Annotated in this window: 14 protein-coding genes; 11 read left to right on the forward strand and 3 right to left on the reverse strand. The window is 42.9% G+C overall.

What is annotated here, in order from left to right; genetic code table 11:
• Positions 1-265: 265 nt before the first annotated feature.
• Positions 266-4,933, reverse strand: a complete 4,668-nt coding sequence (locus tag IQ259_RS13355) for a glutamate synthase-related protein (protein WP_193885441.1) — start codon at positions 4,931-4,933, stop codon at positions 266-268.
• Between the two features lie 753 nt (positions 4,934-5,686).
• On the opposite strand from IQ259_RS13355, the gene IQ259_RS13360 reads away from it, so the two are divergent.
• The 9 genes from IQ259_RS13360 (at position 5,687) to IQ259_RS13400 (ending at position 15,243) form a co-directional block, all read left to right on the forward strand.
• Entirely contained in the window at positions 5,687-7,690 is a 2,004-nt protein-coding gene (locus IQ259_RS13360) for a phosphodiester glycosidase family protein (RefSeq protein ID WP_370568025.1), read from the forward strand.
• Between the two features lie 300 nt (positions 7,691-7,990).
• Positions 7,991-8,410: a phosphomannose isomerase type II C-terminal cupin domain gene (locus IQ259_RS13365; protein ID WP_193885511.1), complete on the forward strand. Its 420-nt coding sequence runs from the start codon at positions 7,991-7,993 to the stop codon at positions 8,408-8,410.
• Between the two features lie 317 nt (positions 8,411-8,727).
• On the forward strand, positions 8,728-9,081 hold the full coding sequence (locus IQ259_RS13370) for an iron-sulfur cluster assembly accessory protein (RefSeq protein WP_193885445.1): 354 nt from the start codon (positions 8,728-8,730) through the stop codon (positions 9,079-9,081).
• Between the two features lie 90 nt (positions 9,082-9,171).
• Positions 9,172-9,555, forward strand: a complete 384-nt coding sequence (gene rpsL, locus IQ259_RS13375; protein WP_015140400.1) for a 30S ribosomal protein S12 — start codon at positions 9,172-9,174, stop codon at positions 9,553-9,555.
• A gap of 405 nt (positions 9,556-9,960) precedes the next feature.
• Entirely contained in the window at positions 9,961-10,431 is a 471-nt protein-coding gene (rpsG, locus tag IQ259_RS13380) for a 30S ribosomal protein S7 (protein WP_193885447.1), read from the forward strand.
• A gap of 140 nt (positions 10,432-10,571) precedes the next feature.
• Positions 10,572-12,650, forward strand: coding sequence for an elongation factor G (gene fusA / locus IQ259_RS13385; protein ID WP_193885449.1), 2,079 nt, complete (start codon positions 10,572-10,574; stop codon positions 12,648-12,650).
• Positions 12,651-12,672: 22 nt separating this feature from the next.
• Positions 12,673-13,902 carry an elongation factor Tu gene (gene tuf / locus IQ259_RS13390; RefSeq protein ID WP_193885451.1) on the forward strand — a complete coding sequence of 410 codons (1,230 nt, stop codon included), beginning with the start codon at positions 12,673-12,675 and terminating at the stop codon, positions 13,900-13,902.
• A 103-nt stretch (positions 13,903-14,005) separates the two neighbouring features.
• Positions 14,006-14,323, forward strand: a complete 318-nt coding sequence (rpsJ, locus tag IQ259_RS13395; RefSeq protein ID WP_015113498.1) for a 30S ribosomal protein S10 — start codon at positions 14,006-14,008, stop codon at positions 14,321-14,323.
• A 269-nt stretch (positions 14,324-14,592) separates the two neighbouring features.
• On the forward strand, positions 14,593-15,243 hold the full coding sequence (locus tag IQ259_RS13400) for an LON peptidase substrate-binding domain-containing protein (RefSeq protein WP_193885453.1): 651 nt from the start codon (positions 14,593-14,595) through the stop codon (positions 15,241-15,243).
• 183 nt (positions 15,244-15,426) lie between these two features.
• Here IQ259_RS13400 and pheA read toward each other — a convergent pair whose 3' ends face one another.
• Entirely contained in the window at positions 15,427-16,305 is an 879-nt protein-coding gene (gene pheA / locus IQ259_RS13405) for a prephenate dehydratase (protein WP_193885455.1), read from the reverse strand.
• 594 nt (positions 16,306-16,899) lie between these two features.
• Here pheA and IQ259_RS13410 point away from each other — a divergent pair.
• Together IQ259_RS13410 and IQ259_RS13415 are read left to right on the forward strand one after the other, a co-directional pair.
• Positions 16,900-17,484, forward strand: a complete 585-nt coding sequence (locus IQ259_RS13410) for a DUF1997 domain-containing protein (protein WP_193885457.1) — start codon at positions 16,900-16,902, stop codon at positions 17,482-17,484.
• Between the two features lie 153 nt (positions 17,485-17,637).
• Positions 17,638-18,255 carry a hypothetical protein gene (locus IQ259_RS13415; protein WP_193885459.1) on the forward strand — a complete coding sequence of 206 codons (618 nt, stop codon included), beginning with the start codon at positions 17,638-17,640 and terminating at the stop codon, positions 18,253-18,255.
• A 147-nt stretch (positions 18,256-18,402) separates the two neighbouring features.
• Here the strand turns inward: IQ259_RS13415 and IQ259_RS13420 are convergent, their stop codons facing one another.
• Positions 18,403-19,071 carry a ribonuclease HII gene (locus tag IQ259_RS13420; protein ID WP_193885461.1) on the reverse strand — a complete coding sequence of 223 codons (669 nt, stop codon included), beginning with the start codon at positions 19,069-19,071 and terminating at the stop codon, positions 18,403-18,405.
• Positions 19,072-19,077: the final 6 nt, after the last annotated feature.

Below are 19,077 nucleotides of genomic sequence, written 5' to 3' on the forward strand. Positions count from 1 at the left end.
GCAAAATTCTCTATCACCTAATACAACAGTCTGATATTTATTGAATAATCCTAGTAATCGAGAGAATATTTTTGATTGCTCCTCAAAATTACTATTTCCCAATCTAGGTAAAAATGCTTTATTTGTATCAGGCTTTTCGTGAATTGGTATTATGTGTTCAAAAATATGGAAAGAATAAACACAGCTTTTACCAAAAGTCTAGTAGCTATGAAAAAAAGGGACAGTAGCAGCGTCCCCTTTTTATTCATCAGTAATCAGTTAATGACTACACCGAACTCAGGTGTTTTTCTACCACCGCTTGAGGATTCGCTTCTGGACTATCAGCTTCCGAAGGTGGTACTAATTGCCAGAATTTAGAAACGAATTCTGTCCAGTTGTGCAAGATTGCTTTCGCTTTTGGTGAACCAGTAAGTTCTGCATGAGTTCTAATTAATTCTTGCAGTTGCTTTTGTCCTACTTCCGTAAGTACTCGCTGAATTTGGACATTTTCCCGATTGACTAACTCAGGGAATGAGCCGTCTTCATCCAGGAAATATGCCAATCCGCCAGTCATCCCCGCAGCTACGTTACGTCCCACTTTGCCAAGGACAACTATTACACCACCAGTCATGTATTCACAACAGTGATCGCCTGCGCCTTCAATAACGGCTGTGCCTTTGGAGTTGCGGACTGCGAAACGCTCACCGGCTAAACCGTTGGCAAATAAGAACCCACCAGTAGCGCCGTAGAGGCAGGTATTGCCAACTATCACGTTTTGTGCTGGATCATAGGTGGCTTCTGTTGGCGGTTTGATGATGATTTCCCCACCGTGCATTCCTTTGCCTACGTAGTCGTTGGCTTCTCCTAAGAGAGTCAGAGTCATGCCAGGGAGGTTGAAGGCTCCAAAGCTTTGCCCTACACTGCCTTGGAAGTTGAGATTAATTTGTCCTTCAAAACCACCGTCGCCGTACCGGGAAGCGATCGCACCTGCTAATCTTGTACCAACTGTTCTATCGGTGTTGACTATCTTTAAAGTCTTATCCACAGTAGATTGGTTGCGAATAGCTACTTGAATTTCTCCATCAGCCAGCAATTGGTCATCTATTACCGCACCATTGCTATGAACTTCTTCATGCACTAACCAATTACGATTTGTTTTAGTATCTGGTAGTTGCAGTAAGCAGTTGAGATTTAGTGCTTGGGTTTTGGCGAGTGTCACTTCTGGACGCACTGTTAATAAGTCTGCACGACCGATAATTTCTGACAAGGAATGATATCCCAGTTTTGCTAACAGACTCCGCACTTCTTCGGCAACGAAGTAGAAGAAGTTAACGACGTGTTCGGGTATACCCTTGAATCGCAGCCGCAGTTTTTCATCTTGAGTCGCTACACCTACAGGACAGGTATTTTTGTGGCAAACTCTCGCCATTTGGCAACCTTCGGCAATCATGGCAATGGAACCGAAGCCGAATTCTTCCCCACCCATCAACGCAGCCATCAAGACATCCCAGCCGGTTTTGAGTCCGCCGTCTACCCGCAAAATGACGCGATCGCGCAGACTATTCTGCATCAGGACGCGATGTACTTCACTTAATCCGAGTTCCCACGGTGAGCCAGCGTGTTTAATTGAACTGAGTGGTGATGCACCTGTACCGCCATCATGCCCAGAAATTTGGATGATGTCAGCGTTGGCTTTCGCAACACCAGCCGCAATTGTCCCAATTCCGATTTCTGCAACTAGCTTCACGGATACCTGCGCTTTCGGGTTGATTTGGTGCAGGTCAAAAATCAGTTGTGCTAAGTCTTCAATGGAGTAGATATCATGGTGCGGCGGTGGCGAAATCAATGTCACACCTGGCTTGGAGCGCCTGAGCATGGCTATGTAAGAACTAACCTTTGCTCCCGGTAGTTGTCCGCCTTCTCCTGGTTTTGCACCTTGAGCAATTTTAATTTCTATTTGTTTGGCACTGGCTAAATATCCTGGGGTGACACCAAAGCGCCCCGATGCGACTTGTTTGATGGCACTAGAAGCAGTATCACCATTCCGCAAGCCCTTCAGGTGCGGTAGGGTAGGCGAGTAACCAGATTCTTCTACATCATCTAAGACGTTGTAACGCACAGGATCTTCGCCACCTTCCCCAGAGTTAGATTTACCACCAATGCGGTTCATGGCGATCGCTAAAACTTCATGGGCTTCCCGTGACAATGCGCCCAAGGACATCCCACCAGTACAGAAGCGTTTGAGGATTGCTTCCACCGATTCTACTTTTGCTAAAGGAATAGAGGAGCGATCGCTTGTAAAGTCTAACAAGTCTCTCAAAGCTGTGATTGGTCTGCCTTGGAGATATTGTTTGTAAACTTCGTAATGGTCGTATTGCTTGGTTTTAACAGCCTCATGCAATGCTTTAGACATTTCTGGGCTGTTCATGTGGTATTCGCCACCAGGACGGTAGTTAACAAAACCCAAGTTATCCAACTTCTTAGCTGTCAGTTCTGGGAATGCTTTGCTGTGGATGGAAAGCACTTCTTGTGCTAGTTCGCTGACACTCAAACCACCGATGCGGGAAGCTGTACCCTTGAATCCCAGTTCTAATAAATCTCCACCAATCCCGATGGCTTCAAAGATTTGGGCTGCTTGATAGCTCGAAAGCAAGGATATACCCATTTTGGAGAGGATTTTCAACAATCCCGACTCTACAGCTTTGCGATAATTACCAATAACTTGTTCTAAGCTGAGGCTAGGCAATTTACCTCGTTCCATGAACTGCTGGGTTTTCGGGTCAAACCACCAATCCCTGACTGTATCTAAAGCCATGTATGGGCAAACAGCACCCGCACCATAGCCTATCAAACAAGCAAAGTGATGGGTACTCCAGCACTGAGCCGTATCAACTATTAGGGATGTTTTCATCCGCAAGCCTTCCCGGATCAGGTGGTGGTGGACTGCACCCACGGCTAATAAAGGTGGAATATAGCTGGATTCTGAGCTAATGCTCTCACCTACTCTGTCACTCAAGATTAATATCTTTGCACCTGCCCGGACTGACTCAGCTGCTTGGGCTTGTAAAGATTGGACTGCGGCTTTTAGTCCTGCTGGGCCGTTGGCGATCGCAAATAGAGTTGACAATTGCGCTGTCGCAAAACCAGACACTTTAATTGCATCTAATTCTGCTTCTGTCAATACGGGCGATTCCAGCTTGACTCGCTTGGCGTATTCTGGTTTTGGTTCTAATAAATTACCCCGTTCACCCAATTCCACTTTTAAGGACATCACCAGCTTTTCCCGCAGTGGGTCAATTGGTGGGTTGGTTACTTGAGCAAAACGCTGTTTGAAATAGTCATACAACAAGTGGGGTTTTCCTGACAACACTGCGAGAGGGATATCATCACCCATGCAGAAAGTCGGCTCTTTACCTTCAGCCGCCATTGGTTGAATCACCATTTCCACATCTTCGCTGGTGTAACCAAAGGCTGTTTGCTGCTGGAGTAATGTTTGTCTGTCTATTGTGAATTGTCCCTTACCGTTGCCATTCCCATTGCCATTTGTCCCATGATTGTTGACTAAGGACTGTAAATCTTGGCGATGGTTTTGCAACCATTCCCCGTAAGGATGCTGTTTGGCAATGCGTTGTTTAATTTCCCAGTTTTTCAGAATTTCCTGAGTTTCTAAATCCACGGCAATCATTTGTCCTGGGCCAAGTCTGCCTTTCTCAACAATATTGGCTTCTGGAAAATCAACTACACCTGCTTCCGATGCCACAACAATGTAATCATCTTTAGTAATGACATAGCGTGCTGGTCTTAAACCGTTGCGATCGAGAGTTGCACCAACTTTTTTACCATCGCCGAATACTAACAGTGCTGGGCCATCCCAGGCTTCTTGCAAGCCGCTGTAATATTCGTAAAAATCAGTAATTTCGGGATATTTCTGCAAAGATGGCTGATTTTGGTAAGCCTCTGGAACCATAATCATCAAGGCTTCCAAGGGGCTGCGACCTGAACGCACTAGTAACTCCAGTACGTTATCAAGGGTGGCCGAGTCGCTGTTGTCCAACAGTACTAAGGGCTTGAGTTCATTGTTGCGATCGCCCCACACTGAATGACTAATGCTGGCTTCTCTAGCCATCATCCAATTAATGTTACCCAACAGAGTATTAATTTCTCCGTTGTGACCCAATAGCCGCATTGGTTGTGCTAAAGGCCATTTGGGCATGGTGTTGGTACTAAAACGGCGATGATAAACTGCAAAGCCACTCTGATAAGCGGGATTTTTTAAATCCGCATAAAAGTCTCCCAATACAGCCGAACGCACCATGCCTTTGTACACAATTGTGCGGCTAGATAAGGAACAGATGTAAAAGTCCTCTGAGATACTTTTTGCTGCTTTGAAAATTCGCTTCCGGCTGATGTAGAGATGTCTTTCTAATTCATCGCCAGTTTGGTCAGCAGCTAGAAAAACTTGTTCTATTTTGGGTTGATTTTCTTTGGCTTGTATTCCCAATAAATGGGGATGTACTGGTACTTCTCGCCAGCCCAGTACAGTAAATTTTTCTTCTGTTGCAACTTGCTCAACTTGGGCTTTCGCTTTTTGTGCTACTTCTGGGTCTTGCGGTAAAAATATCATCCCCACAGCAATATTGCTGGTAGAGCCAATTTCCATCCTTCCTGAAAAATATTCTTTTTGCAACAACTCCCAAGGAATCGCTGTCAATATCCCTGCACCATCACCAGAGTCTTGGTCAGCGCTGCAACCACCCCGGTGTTCTAAGCAGGTCAATGCAGCTAAGGCTTTGGTGACGATTTCATGGCTGGCAATATTCTGGCGATGAGCAATAAAACCTACGCCACAGGCATCTCGTTCCTCTACTAACCACCTTTGTCCTTGGTAGGTATCTCTAGAGTCTTTGTTTGAAAATGTCATTTCTTGCAATTGATTCACCCGTTGATCGTTCATAGCCTATTCCTGAGAAGTTGAGTCACAAATTTTGCCACTGCTTGTGAGGAAAAATTTCTCAATTTTGCGCCGCAGCAATACATAAATCACTGGAATTTAGGGAAAAAAAATTTTAACTGCGGTTAATTATTAGTTTAGCCGTGTTAAAATTGTTGCGTTAATTCTTATGTGTTTATGCTAGGTTAGACAAATTACATTTTGTCCTAAAGTTATCTGTTTGTATTCAAAGATTAAGTATTTTCGCAATTTCTTCAGATGATATATGTCTATCAGGTAGGCAGCTTCTACTTACCTGACACAAAATTCAAACTGAAAAATCCACTGTTTAAAAGCTATAAGGTTCCTGATTCAGCAACAAAATCAGCGTATTACACTATATACCCATTTGACAATTCCTAAATATTTTTATTGTTGTCTATATTTCCTGATGAGCCGTTGCAACTTTTGCTACTGACAGTTACGCCTCACTTCTAAGTAACAGAATAGCAACTATCGAGTGAGGTAAGAGTACTTTAAATCTAAATTTGATTACCAAAGCTATATATGTATAGTTTGGCGGGAACTAGTGCTAGTTAAAACGGTCAGTTACAGTGGTTTTAGCGGGAAGAGAACTTGTTAATCTTTATAAGAGACAGCAAGCCACTATATAGACTATCACGTTTCTTCAAAAGTTAAATCACCTTTTTTAAAGGTTTTCCGACAACTAGTCGGTTTACCCCTTGGGTGATAGCTTGCTAAAGTACTGCATAAATTATGGTAAAAATGCCAAATCCTTGCCAAAAAATTGTAGCTCAGTCTGGCGATCGCCGTGCTTTCCCAGTAAATATCTCATTAATAGCGACGATACTTTGCTTATCCACTACTTGGGCTGCGGTAGCTCAACCTGCGCCAGAAGTAACTCCGCGATCGCCAGCACCATCTGTATTAAAAGTACCATCTTCTGGTAATCAAATTTCCCTCAATGGTCGTACTATAACTGGTGCTTGGTTATTACGACAAGACAAAGCTGGTCAAGGGAAAATACATCTCAGCGATGGAGTTTTTAAGCAAATAATTGGTGCTGATTTTTTAAACAGCAACAACCCAAACAGACAACCAATACAGTGGTTTTCGTCAGTTACCAACCCATCCATTTTGGTAACTCAGCTACAGGGAGGATATCGCTATTTAGATATCACTAAATTTGCTCAACAAGCAGATTGGCAGGTACAGGCCAATGGTAACACCTTGGTGATTGTCACTCCTCAAGCCCAAATCAAAAATATTGTTTCCAGTCAGCAACCGATAGATCCCAGTGTTACTACCATCAGGAAAAACCACATTGTTGTCGATTTAGACAATTCAACACCTTGGCAAATTAGGCAAGGATTACCAATCAAACAACCCCAAACTCCACCGTCGGTAGATCCAGATGCGATCGCACCTAAAGCTACTACGCCACCCAATCGAGAATGGACAATTACTCTGGATGCTGTCGCTGATCCCGCCTTAATTCAACGCTACACGCCTACACCACCACCATTACTGCCAAATCTGCTTAAACAATTATTACCAGAAGCAGCACCACCACAATCAACTCCTGATACCTTGATTCAAAAAGTAGAGGTGGTCAAAAACCAAACTATTCTTCGCCTCAGCGTTCCTTTTGGTTTTGCTCCCCGCGTCACTACAGTAGCTAACCCCAATCGCCTAATTGTCGAGATTCGACCTGATGCAATGGTAGAGCGAAATATTGCTTGGGCAATAGGATTGCGTTGGCGACAGCAATTTGTCAGTTTAAACTCAGCGCGTTTTCCAGTTGTTTGGTTAGAAGCAAACCCCCGCACAGTTGGGTTAGTCTTAAAACCAATTTGGGCAAGTCCTGATACTCTAATTGGCACAGATCCCTTAATTCAAACAGCGCAAAAATACTTAGCTGTAGCTGCAATTAATGGTGGTTATTTTAACCGCAACAATCGATTACCTTTAGGCGCAATTCGTCGAGATAATCAGTGGATATCCGGGCCAATTCTCAATCGAGGCGCGATCGCTTGGAATAATTCTGGGCAATTTTATGTAGGTAGACTGACATTACAAGAAACTTTGATTGCTCCTAACAATCTCCGCTTACCAATTCTGTTTCTCAATAGTGGTTATGTGCAGAGTGGGATTGCTCGTTATACTCCTAGCTGGGGATTAAACTATACACCCCTTATAGACAATGAAACTATCCTCATAGTTGAAAAAGACGAAGTTAGTAGTCAGTTAGCTGGTGGTAAAGCTGGTGAGACTACTATTCCTATTCCCCAAAATGGTTACTTGCTAACCTTCCGCGGGATGGCTGCGAATGCTGCTACTCAACTTCCCATAGGAACAAAAGTTAGTCTTACTGCTGCGACTACTCCGGCTGACTTTAGCCGTTACCCCAATATTATGGGAGCCGGGCCACTTTTAATCCAAGACGGTCAAATTGTCCTCGATGCTAAAGAAGAAAAATTTAGCAATGCTTTTATTGCAGAAAAAGCTGTTCGCAGTGGTATATGCACCACCGCCACAGGTACGCTGATGATTGCTGCTGTGCATAACCGTGCTGGTGGAGCAGGGCCTACACTAGCAGAACATGCCCAATTGATGAAACAGCTTGGCTGTGTTAACGCCCTTAATTTAGACGGTGGTAGTTCAACCAGTCTTTATCTGGGAGGACAACTACTCGACCGTTCTCCGAATACTGCTGCTCGTGTTCATAACGGTATTGGGATTTTCTTGCAACAAAAATGAATGAAGTATGTAGACGCGCAGCGGCTTGCCGCAGGCTAGTCTGAAACATTCATTTCAGCCTTTATCCTTCACGGTTCGCAACAATTTTTAAAGATTAGATAAGCTCGAATGCCGCTATATAAAGAGTTTGTGTATTCACCAGAGTTTTAGCCGTGACTCTTTACACCTTAAAGTTTGATTTTGCTATGGTTAGCAAGGTGTAATTGAATTGCTGATTTTCACGGTTGCAAGATTGCGCCAGATTTTTCCATCAATGGTTAAAAGTAAGGACAGCTTGTTATGTCTCCAAATGAGGTAACTATGGCTCAATATCAAGAAACCGCACCAACTAAGACCCTACCCCTAACTGCTGCGCTCGCTAATCGAGGCGTTGCTGCAACCGAGTTGCGCCCTTGGGGTTCTTTTACAGTTTTAGAAGAAGGGCGTGGATATAAAATCAAGCGTATCGAAGTTAAGCCCGGACACCGTCTCAGCTTGCAAATGCACCACCATCGCAGCGAACACTGGATTGTTGTCTCTGGTACAGCTAGAGTAACTTGTGGCGATCGCGAAGTGTTACTGGGTAATAACCAATCAACCTATGTACCTCAGTGTACATCCCATCGTCTAGAGAATCCCGGAGTGATTCCTTTAGTGCTAATTGAGGTACAAAATGGCGAATACTTGGGCGAAGATGATATTATTCGCTACCAAGATGATTATGCTCGTACAGAAAAATAGTCCCAAAATTTAGATGAATCTGGATAAATAACAATCTGTCCTGATTTGTGACCAAAACTAGGGTGTAAGATGTGGGGTGTGAAGGGAGAAAAAAAACTTTCTTTTTGTACACCTCACCACTAATTTCCCCGACACCCACCTACAACACCCTTCTTTTTGACAATTTAAAGCTGAGATCCCCGATTGCTTTGATAAATCGGGGATCTCGTTGTTCATAACTAAATTTAAATTCTCAGAGCAAAAACAGTTTTTTAAGTTTTAGTGTCACGCCATCTGTCATATTTAAAGAAGGGCTTTCAACTGCAAAAATAAATTCCATGATTCAACTGAGTCAAGCAGCAAAGATTGAAATCGCACGATTAAAGTCAAAGCAGCAGCCCAATGCCTTGGTCAGGTTAGCTGTAAAATTAGGGGGATGCGCTGATTTATTTTACGATATGTCTTTTGATGAGATTATCAAGGAAGGCGATCGCACTTTTGAAGTGAACGGACTGCAAATTATTATAGATAACCAAAGTTTAAAATATGTCAATGGGTTAGTATTAGATTATTCTGAAGATTTGATGGGCGGAGGCTTTCGTTTCCACAATCCTCAAGCTGTTGCTACCTGTAGCTGTGGTAACTCATTCTCTTTTATTCAAGAGTCCACAAGTCACCATTCTGGACTTTAAAGCATCTAGTTTGACAAAGAAGCAAGAAAAAAGATATAATCAGGATTTGTTAAAACTTAGACCCATAAACAGCTTCACGCGCTGTAACTCATGCCAACCATACAGCAACTAATACGTAGCGAACGCGAAAAAGCGCGTCAGAAAACCAAATCCCCAGCTCTCAAGCAATGCCCACAACGCCGGGGTGTTTGTACAAGAGTCTACACAACCACACCTAAAAAGCCTAACTCAGCCCTACGCAAGGTAGCAAGGGTAAGACTTACATCTGGATTTGAGGTTACAGCTTATATTCCAGGGATTGGTCATAACTTACAAGAACACTCAGTTGTAATGATTCGCGGCGGTCGTGTCAAGGACTTGCCAGGCGTAAGATACCATATCATCCGTGGCACCTTGGATACAGCTGGCGTTAAAGACCGCAAACAAGGCCGTTCCAAATACGGAACCAAGCGCCCGAAAGAAGCCAAAAAATAAGGCAGAGGCGATTAGTCGTATCAAATTGCGATTAGTCGCTTTGTCTGGAAGCGGCAAAAAATATAAAAAGTTAGCGATCGCTCTCAAACGGTTGTGAAAATAGATAAAATTGTCTGTTTTCAAAAGTTAAATTAGTCAAGTTAACACTGACAGCCTACACTCAGCGAGCAAGTGTAAGTTTTATTGAGATTGCTGTAAGCGACAACAGCACTTTCATCAAATTAATACCCGTGATGTTGTCGCTTTGTGTGTCCCATTTGAGGATAGCAAATCAGCAATTCAGGGTCGCTGCAACTGTACTGTAAAAAAAATTGCGAAAGTCTAGGTGGCGGACTCCACCTCTTAGATACTTCGTCGTCTGATAGCATATAATTTCGTTGCCAAATTCCGAATTAAGGGTAAAGTATGTCTCGTCGTGGTGTAGTTCAAAGGCGGCCAGTTCCGCCTGATTCCGTGTATAACAGTCGTCTGGTGAGCATGATTATTCGCCGGATCATGCGTCACGGAAAAAAATCATTAGCTGCACGCATTGTTTATGATGCGATGAAAACTATTGAGGAGCGCACTGGAAATCCTGCAATAGAAACCTTTGAAAGAGCAGTGCGTAATGCAACACCTTTGGTAGAAGTGAAAGCTCGCCGTGTTGGTGGTGCAACTTACCAAGTCCCAATGGAAGTACGCTCAGAACGGGGTACTACCCTAGCACTGCGTTGGCTAGTACAATTTTCTCGGTCTAGACCAGGGCGCACAATGGCTGGCAAATTGGCAAATGAACTAATGGATGCAGCCAACGAAAGCGGTAATGCAATTCGTAAGCGCGAAGAAACGCACCGGATGGCAGAAGCTAACAAAGCATTTGCCCACTATCGTTACTAAACAGAGCCGCGATATATCTAGCATCAAGCAGTGGTATATCGCCGACTAACAAAAACCCAGACGGTTATCCGTAAAAGTATAGAATCTTAACAAAGAGTAATATACAAGATATCATGAGCCAAAAATTATAGGAGGCTACTGTGGCACGTACAAACCCGCTAGAGAGAGTACGCAATATCGGTATTGCGGCGCATATAGATGCGGGCAAAACAACAACAACAGAGAGAATATTATTTTACTCTGGGATAATTCATAAAATTGGTGAAGTTCATGAAGGAACTGCTGTAACCGACTGGATGGAGCAGGAGCGGGAGCGGGGAATCACAATCACTGCTGCGGCTATCAGTACCAGTTGGAAAGATTATCAAATTAACATTATCGATACTCCTGGTCACGTAGACTTCACAATTGAAGTAGAACGCTCCATGCGGGTGTTGGATGGTGTAATTGCTGTATTTTGTTCTGTAGGTGGAGTACAACCACAATCGGAGACAGTGTGGCGGCAAGCAGACCGCTACAAAGTGCCTCGAGTCGCCTTTATTAACAAAATGGATCGCACAGGTGCGAACTTCTATAAAGTTCACGAACAAATGCGCGATCGCCTACGGGCAAATGCCATTGCCATTCAACTGCCTATCGGTAGCGAAAACGACTTCAAAGGCATTGTAGACTTGGTTCGGAAACGGGCATATATTTATAACAACGACCAAGGCACAGATATCCAAGAAACGGATATCCCAGCAGATATGCACGAGCAAGTCGAAGAGTACTACACCAAGCTGGTAGAGGCAGTCGCCGAAACTGATGACGCTTTGATGACTAAGTATTTCGACGGCGAAGCATTGACAGAAGCGGAAATCCGGGCTGCCCTGCGGAAAGGGACAATTGCAGGCACAATTGTCCCTGTACTTTGTGGTTCAGCCTTTAAGAACAAAGGCGTGCAGCTGATGTTGGATGCTGTAGTAGATTATCTACCCGCACCAACAGAAGTACCCCCAATTCAAGGCACACTCGCCAATGGCGACACTGTAGAGCGTCGGGCTGATGACAATGAACCTCTATCAGCGCTGGCATTTAAAATTATGGCTGACCCCTACGGTCGCCTCACCTTTGTTCGCGTTTATTCCGGTGTTCTGAAAAAAGGTAGCTACGTCTTAAATGCTACTAAAAATAAGAAAGAACGGATTTCCCGCCTAGTTCTGATGAAGGCAGATGACCGCCAAGATGTCGATGAACTAAGAGCAGGTGATTTAGGTGCGGCGCTGGGGTTAAAAGACACCTTGACAGGTGATACCATTACTGATGAAGGCTCACCAGTAATTCTGGAATCCCTATTCATTCCAGAGCCTGTGATCTCGGTAGCGGTTGAACCCAAAACCAAAAACGATATGGATAAGCTATCCAAGGCTCTGCAATCTCTCTCAGAAGAAGATCCAACCTTCCGTGTCAACGTTGACCCAGAAACCAACCAAACTGTAATTGCAGGGATGGGAGAACTCCACCTAGAGATTCTGGTGGATAGAATGTTACGCGAATTCAAAGTGGAAGCGAACGTTGGTGCGCCACAAGTAGCTTACCGCGAAACAATTCGTAAAACTGTCACCAACGTGGAAGGTAAGTTCATCCGTCAGAGTGGTGGTAAAGGTCAATACGGTCACGTTGTGATCAATTTGGAACCAGGAGAACCCGGTACTGGCTTTGAATTCGTCTCTAAAATTGTCGGCGGTGTAGTACCGAAAGAGTACATTGGCCCTGCCGAGCAAGGTATGAAAGAAAGCTGTGAATCTGGTATTTTAGCTGGATATCCACTAATTGATGTGAAAGCGACGCTAGTGCATGGCTCTTACCACGATGTAGACTCTTCGGAAATGGCTTTTAAAATTGCTGGGTCAATGGCACTGAAAGAAGCTGTGCTGAAAGCTTCACCAGTGCTATTAGAGCCTATGATGAAAGTCGAGGTGGAAGTTCCTGAAGACTATATCGGGAACGTCATTGGCGACCTCATCTCCCGTCGGGGGCAGATTGAAAGCCAAAGCACTGAACAGGGACTCGCTAAAGTGGCATCTAAAGTTCCACTAGCGACCATGTTTGGCTACGCCACCGATATCCGGTCGAAAACCCAAGGTCGGGGTATCTTTACGATGGAATTCAGCCACTACGAAGAGGTGCCTCGCAGCGTAGCTGAAACTATCATCGCCAAAAGCAAAGGGAACGCTTAATTAAAAAAGGAAACGAGGATTCATGGCACGCGCAAAGTTTGAAAGAAATAAACCCCATATAAATATAGGTACTGTTGGTCACGTTGACCACGGTAAAACGACTTTAACAGCAGCCATCACCATGACCTTGGCGGCTATGGGTCAAGCAGTAGCTAAAGGCTATGACCAAATTGATAATGCACCAGAGGAAAAAGCTCGGGGTATTACTATCAATACTGCTCACGTTGAGTATGAAACGGAAAACCGTCACTATGCTCACGTAGACTGCCCCGGACACGCTGACTATGTAAAAAATATGATCACCGGTGCGGCGCAAATGGACGGTGGCATTCTTGTAGTTGCAGCTACTGATGGACCTATGCCCCAAACTCGCGAACACATCCTGTTAGCAAAACAAGTGGGTGTTCCCAGTCTGGTGGTCTTCTTGAACAAAGAAGACTTGATGGATGATCCAGAACTTTTAGAACTAGTAGAGCTAGAACTACGAGAACTGCTTTCCAGTTATGATTTCCCTGGTGATGATATTCCCATTATTAAAGGCTCTGGTCTACAAGCCCTAGAAGCAATGACTGCTAACCCCAAAACACAACGGGGTGACAATCCTTGGGTAGATAAAATCTACGAATTAATGGATGCAGTAGATTCCTACATCCCCACACCAGAGCGGGATATTGATAAACCCTTCCTAATGGCAGTAGAAGACGTATTCTCCATCACAGGCCGGGGTACAGTCGCCACTGGCCGGATTGAGCGGGGTAAAGTTAAAGTCGGCGATAACGTTGAACTGGTTGGGATCAGAGATACTCGTGCCACCACCGTCACCGGGATCGAGATGTTCAAGAAGAGTCTTGATGAAGGGATGGCTGGGGATAATGCAGGCGTACTACTTCGTGGTATCCAAAAAGCTGATATTGAACGTGGGATGGTAATTGCCAAGCCTGGTTCCATCACTCCTCACACCCAATTTGAAGGTGAAGTTTACGTACTCACTGAAAAAGAAGGTGGACGGAAGACACCCTTCTTCTCTGGCTATCGTCCTCAGTTCTACGTACGGACAACAGATGTAACCGGTACTATTAAAACCTTTACCTCCGATGATGGTAGTGAAGCGGAAATGGTGATGCCCGGCGATCGCATCAAGATGACTGTAGAATTGATCAACGCGATCGCAATCGAGCAGGGTATGCGCTTTGCTATTCGTGAAGGTGGTCGCACCATCGGTGCTGGTGTCGTCTCTAAAATCCTTAAGTAGTACCTTTCTTTTTACCCTAATAATCAAGAGCAGAGAGGCGTTTTACCATCTCTGCTCTTTTATCTGTCTCTCTCTCAATTAATCAGAACCTGGAAAACTAAAGATGGCAACTCTACAGCAGCAGAAGATTAGAATTCGTTTAAAAGCTTTTGACCGTCGATTATTGGATACATCTTGCGAGAAGATTGTAGACACAGCTAACCGGACTAACGCTACAGCCATAGGCCCAATACCCTTGCCTACAAAACGGAAAATATATTGTGTATTGCGATCGCCTCACGTAGACAAAGATTCGCGCGAACATTTTGAAACCCGCACTCATCGCCGAATTATTGACATCTACCAGCCTTCCTCTAAGACTATTGATGCCTTAATGAAGCTAGATTTGCCATCGGGCGTGGATATTGAAGTCAAACTGTAGTTGGTAAAGAGTCAATAGTTATAGCAGGTGACAGGTTACAGGTGACAGGTTACAGGGTTAAAAGTCTTTTGTCATCTATTTATGTCCTCATCACCTTGGCTGTTGCTATAAGGAAAATATTATTATTGACCATTGACTATGGTATGAATACTGAACTAGCCCTGAGGAAATTGACCTCAGGGCTTTTTATTTAGTGATAGAATGTAAGCAAAGTACGGGAAAAGTAGAGAACGATAAATTTTTAAAATTAAATTTATTCTAAGATAACAATGACATCTTCTTCTAGAATTGCTGTTCGTGAACTACCTCTGTTCCCGTTACCCGAAGTAGTTCTTTTTCCTACTAGACCATTACCCTTACACATCTTTGAATTTCGCTACCGAATCATGATGAACACGATTTTGGAGAGCGATCGCAGGTTCGGAGTGTTAATGGTCGATCCCGTGAAAGGCACAATAGCAAACGTCGGCTGTTGTGCAGAAATCATCCATTACCAGCGTCTACCAGACGACCGGATGAAGATGCTAACCTTGGGGCAACAAAGGTTTCGCGTCTTAGAATATGTACGTGAAAAACCCTATCGCGTCGGTTTAGTCCAGTGGATAGAAGATGAACCACCAACAAAAGATTTGCGTCCTTTGGGTGCAGAAGTTGAACAATTACTCAAAGATGTAGTGCGTCTCTCAGCTAAGTTAACAGAACAAAACATTGAATTACCAGAAGAATTACCAGACTTGCCTATAGAGCTATCTTATTGGGTAGCTAGTAACCTTTATGGTGTTGCTCCCGAACAACAGTCGTTGCTAGAAATGCAAGACACGTCAGCTCGCTTGGAACGAGAAGCAGAAATTTTAACCTCTACTCGTAATCACTTGGCAGCCCGTTCTGTGTTGAAAGATACCTTTAATCAGAAGTCATAAGCCTGGTTTCTGAGTGGATAATCTTACTCAAGACACCTAAATTCAAGAATCCTGATCATCAAGAAGGTGTAGAAATGCTGGAGACTTACTGGGATTAGCACGGAAAATGCCAGTAGTCTCATTTGCTAACTATTCAAACTTAATTCTCTCAAGTTCAAGCAAATAGGAGTGTTGATTTTTGAATTATGATTCAAGAATGCTAACTGGTAAGACACCATAGCTGCCAAAAATTTTAAAAATTTCTATGTAACTCCTTAAATCTGCTATGGCAGATTGCATTTTTGGTTCATTAACATTTGCCTCTAGATCAATAAAAAATAAATATTCTCCTAGCGATCGCTTGGTAGGGCGAGATTCAATTCTGCTCAGGTTAATTCCTAGTTCAGCAAATACTTGCAGGGGCTTGATTAAAGCACCGGGTATGTTTGCAGGTACGCTAAAAGCTAGTGATGTATGAGTAACATTTGATAAAGATATATGGTAATCAGGTGCTAAGTTGCTCTGACTGACCACCCAAAAGCGCGTACAGTTTTCTGGATAGTCATTGATGCCTTGAGCCAAGATTGGCAAATTATAGAGTTGAGCGGCTCTGGAAGATGCGATCGCTGCTGCTGTTAAATCTTGCTGGAGCAACTGTAGTGCTTCCGTTGTAGAATTGCTCGGAATTATTTGTACAGTTGGCAGGAATTGGCCTAACCAACCTTGACATTGTGCTAAAGCTTGCGGGTGTGAATAAACTTTCTTAATGCTATCTAAGTCAGTAGCGCAGGAAATTAAGTTATGGGAGATAGGCATAACTAGAGCCAACTGAATTTGCAAACTTTCCAATTGCCACAGCGCATCCATTGTCATAGTGACGCTACCTTCAATGGAATTTTCTACTGGTACAACTGCTAACTGGGCTTTTCCAGCAGCAACCGCTTGGAGTGACTGGGCTATGCTGGGATATGGGCATAAAATAGCTTTAATCCCTGTTGTTTTGGTTAGCCAGTTGACATATAAAACAGCTGCTTGTTCTGCATAAGTGCCTGGAGGCCCTAAATGAGCAATAGATAGAGACATAATGTTTGAAGCTGAATTATTGTGAGATTCATAGACTATACCGCAGACAAACTCAGTGTTAGACATCGACCAAATTTAAATATGTGTTATCCAGAAACCTTGTAGAGGCGTAGCATTGCTACGCCTCTGCATTTTTTTCGGAGATGTCTGTTGAAAAAACCGAACAACGATATAGTTTGTAATTGAGAAGTAGTTTCTAAATGTGCAATATCCACATCTTAAAAAACGTTGCTCAAAAATACTTGTATTTTAATTTACATCTCTCTGATCTGGGTTGTGAATAATTTGATTTTTTTATCTTACTGCTAAGGATGGGTCAGCACTGTGTGGGGGCAACTCTTGTTGAGGTGACTGGAGTTTAGAGGAAATCAAGCAGGAAAATAGAAGAGTTCATAATTTTTTTAGAATTATTGTATAATTTTAAAAATAGTAGCAAAATTCTTTCAAATATCCTTGCAAGACTAGTTTAATATCGAGAAAGATAGGTTAAAAGTTAGTGGTACTTATTCTAGATTTACTTTATTCAATAAAAAATAATAAATATAATAAATTCATTAAGATATAGAAGTATCAAATAATAGTTGTTTGCAAATCATGCCTACCAGATTTACTGCCTCTCAATCGGTAAAAATTGCTGTACCGCATCAGCCTATTCCCATACAGCATTACTTACGTCAGCCGCAACGTCTGGTGAATGCTTTAGTTGATAATAGCCGTATTCATCAACTTTCCGAGGAAGTATTCCGTTTAAAAATGCGTCCTCTATCTTTTATGTCTTTAAGTATTCAGCCTACCGTAGATATGAGAGTTTGGGCAGAATCAAATGGCATAATTTATTTGCGATCGCTTGCTTGTGAAATTCGGGGTGTTGAGTACATTAACCAGCGTTTTGCTCTCAATTTACAAGGACATTTATCTCCTTATCAGCACAGTAGCGGTACTTTCTTAGAAGGCAAAGCCGATTTAGAAGTGCAAGTAGACTTGCCACCACCACTTTCTTTTACTCCAAAACCGATTATAGAAACCACTGGCAATGCTTTACTTAAAAGTGTATTAGTAACCGTTAAGCAAAGATTGTTACATCACTTACTAGCAGATTATCGTCATTGGGTGACATCACAAATATCAGAAAAAGCCTTAGAAGATAATGGTGATTTACCAATTTTGAATTTAGACTAATATTTACTTAGTATTAAATGAGCAGTTTTTATAAAAATACATAGCTAGTATTAAGCGATTCATCACTCACTACCAGCTATGAGCTTTTATACTGATTGTTTGCACGCTCAGTTATAACTGCCGCACTTTACAAAATAACTATCATGTGTTTTCATGAAAGATTTTAGGCATTTCCTATATTTAAGAAAGTTAAAACCTATTGATAGTTCAAGTAATAATAGTACTTTCCTTTGCCTGAACATCTTATTTTTGAGCATTATTTCAATAAGCTTTCTTTTTAGTGGATGTAATCATGAAAACGAATATCAGGTAATGGTCAAAAAAATATCAAAACTTGAGAAAGACGCAGAAAACCGTCTTATATATAAAATTAAAGAACAGGAAAGATACTTCGCTAAACACAAAACTTTTTTTAAACCTCCTGATGAACCAGCAACTAGGCATGGTTCTTCTCCCCCAATTTTTGGAATACAAATATGTTACCGTTACTATACTGAAACAAATGCTGACTTGGCCTCTAAAACAAAGATTGACGCTGTTTATAGCTATGCCGTTCAAGATGACTGTGGTGGCATGTTGGGCATAGAACTTAGATGGTATGCTGGAGCAGTCTTTGCTGTTCCGCGTACTGAGGACAAGCAAGCGAAAACGGTCAGTATTGTCTGTAAACACATTGAAAGCTATGGCCGTGTACCCTCTCCGCCAGAATACATAAATGGTGTAGCGAAATGCCCCTCTGATACAACTATAGAATATTACCGATCTAACTAACTCGATTGACTTTCATCTCTATTACCAAGTTAGGCTTATTTATGATCAAAAGTCAGGATTTTAAGGTATCAGAGCATCTCTGTTAAGGAGGAAGCAGCACCCTAAACGCGATCGCACCCACCAACAAATACACCAAGATTATGCAAATCACTGCTGAATTTGGCAAGGGCTGAAAGATTTACGATGCAGGGATGAAGCGCCGTATTGTCGCAACGCCAGTAAATGTTTTGGGCTACCGTATCCTTTATTACGCTCTAGATCGTATTGCGGATACTTTGATGCTAGACGCAGTATTAACTCGTCACGCCAAACTTTAGCCACAATACTAGCAGCTGCGATGGAAAGCGATCGCTCATCTCCTTTCACTATTGTTTGTTGGGGTACAAGTAAGTCTTTAATTGGCTGATTGCCGTCAACTAAGCAGATTGCAGGCTGTACCTTCAGTTTTAGTACAGCCCGTTTCATAGCTAAAAGCGTTGCCTGCAAAATATTTATTTGATCTATCTCGGCAGTTGCCGCAAAACCGATTTTCCAGTCCGTTGCCAGCCGACAAATCTGTTTTGCTAGATGAGTTCTGCGAGAACTAGACAGTTTTTTACTATCTTTAATCCCAGCTGCAATCAATTCTGAAAAAGCATCGACTGGTAGGATAACTGCTGCTGCAACTACAGGCCCAAATAAAGCACCACGCCCAACTTCATCGATTCCTGCAACTAATCCAGAAATGCCCGATAAAGTAGAAGAAAACTCAAGCCACTTAAGTTCACCTAAATCTGTTGGTGAAGTAAAAGTAGCAGTTGGGTTGATATCTACCATAGAACA

The sequence above is a fragment of the Fortiea sp. LEGE XX443 genome (assembly GCF_015206815.1).
Taxonomy (GTDB): domain Bacteria; phylum Cyanobacteriota; class Cyanobacteriia; order Cyanobacteriales; family Nostocaceae; genus Nostoc_B.

Coding starts and splice junctions, on each gene's coding strand:
- IQ259_RS13365 (WP_193885511.1), top strand. CDS start 7,991: ATGGCTCAATATCAAGAAACCGCACCAACTAAGACCCTACCCCTAACT.
- IQ259_RS13355 (WP_193885441.1), bottom strand. CDS start 4,933: ATGAACGATCAACGGGTGAATCAATTGCAAGAAATGACATTTTCAAAC.
- IQ259_RS13370 (WP_193885445.1), top strand. CDS start 8,728: ATGATTCAACTGAGTCAAGCAGCAAAGATTGAAATCGCACGATTAAAG.
- IQ259_RS13415 (WP_193885459.1), top strand. CDS start 17,638: ATGAAAGATTTTAGGCATTTCCTATATTTAAGAAAGTTAAAACCTATT.
- IQ259_RS13410 (WP_193885457.1), top strand. CDS start 16,900: ATGCCTACCAGATTTACTGCCTCTCAATCGGTAAAAATTGCTGTACCG.
- rpsL (WP_015140400.1), top strand. CDS start 9,172: ATGCCAACCATACAGCAACTAATACGTAGCGAACGCGAAAAAGCGCGT.
- rpsG (WP_193885447.1), top strand. CDS start 9,961: ATGTCTCGTCGTGGTGTAGTTCAAAGGCGGCCAGTTCCGCCTGATTCC.
- rpsJ (WP_015113498.1), top strand. CDS start 14,006: ATGGCAACTCTACAGCAGCAGAAGATTAGAATTCGTTTAAAAGCTTTT.
- tuf (WP_193885451.1), top strand. CDS start 12,673: ATGGCACGCGCAAAGTTTGAAAGAAATAAACCCCATATAAATATAGGT.
- IQ259_RS13420 (WP_193885461.1), bottom strand. CDS start 19,071: ATGGTAGATATCAACCCAACTGCTACTTTTACTTCACCAACAGATTTA.
- IQ259_RS13360 (WP_370568025.1), top strand. CDS start 5,687: ATGGTAAAAATGCCAAATCCTTGCCAAAAAATTGTAGCTCAGTCTGGC.
- pheA (WP_193885455.1), bottom strand. CDS start 16,305: ATGTCTCTATCTATTGCTCATTTAGGGCCTCCAGGCACTTATGCAGAA.
- IQ259_RS13400 (WP_193885453.1), top strand. CDS start 14,593: ATGACATCTTCTTCTAGAATTGCTGTTCGTGAACTACCTCTGTTCCCG.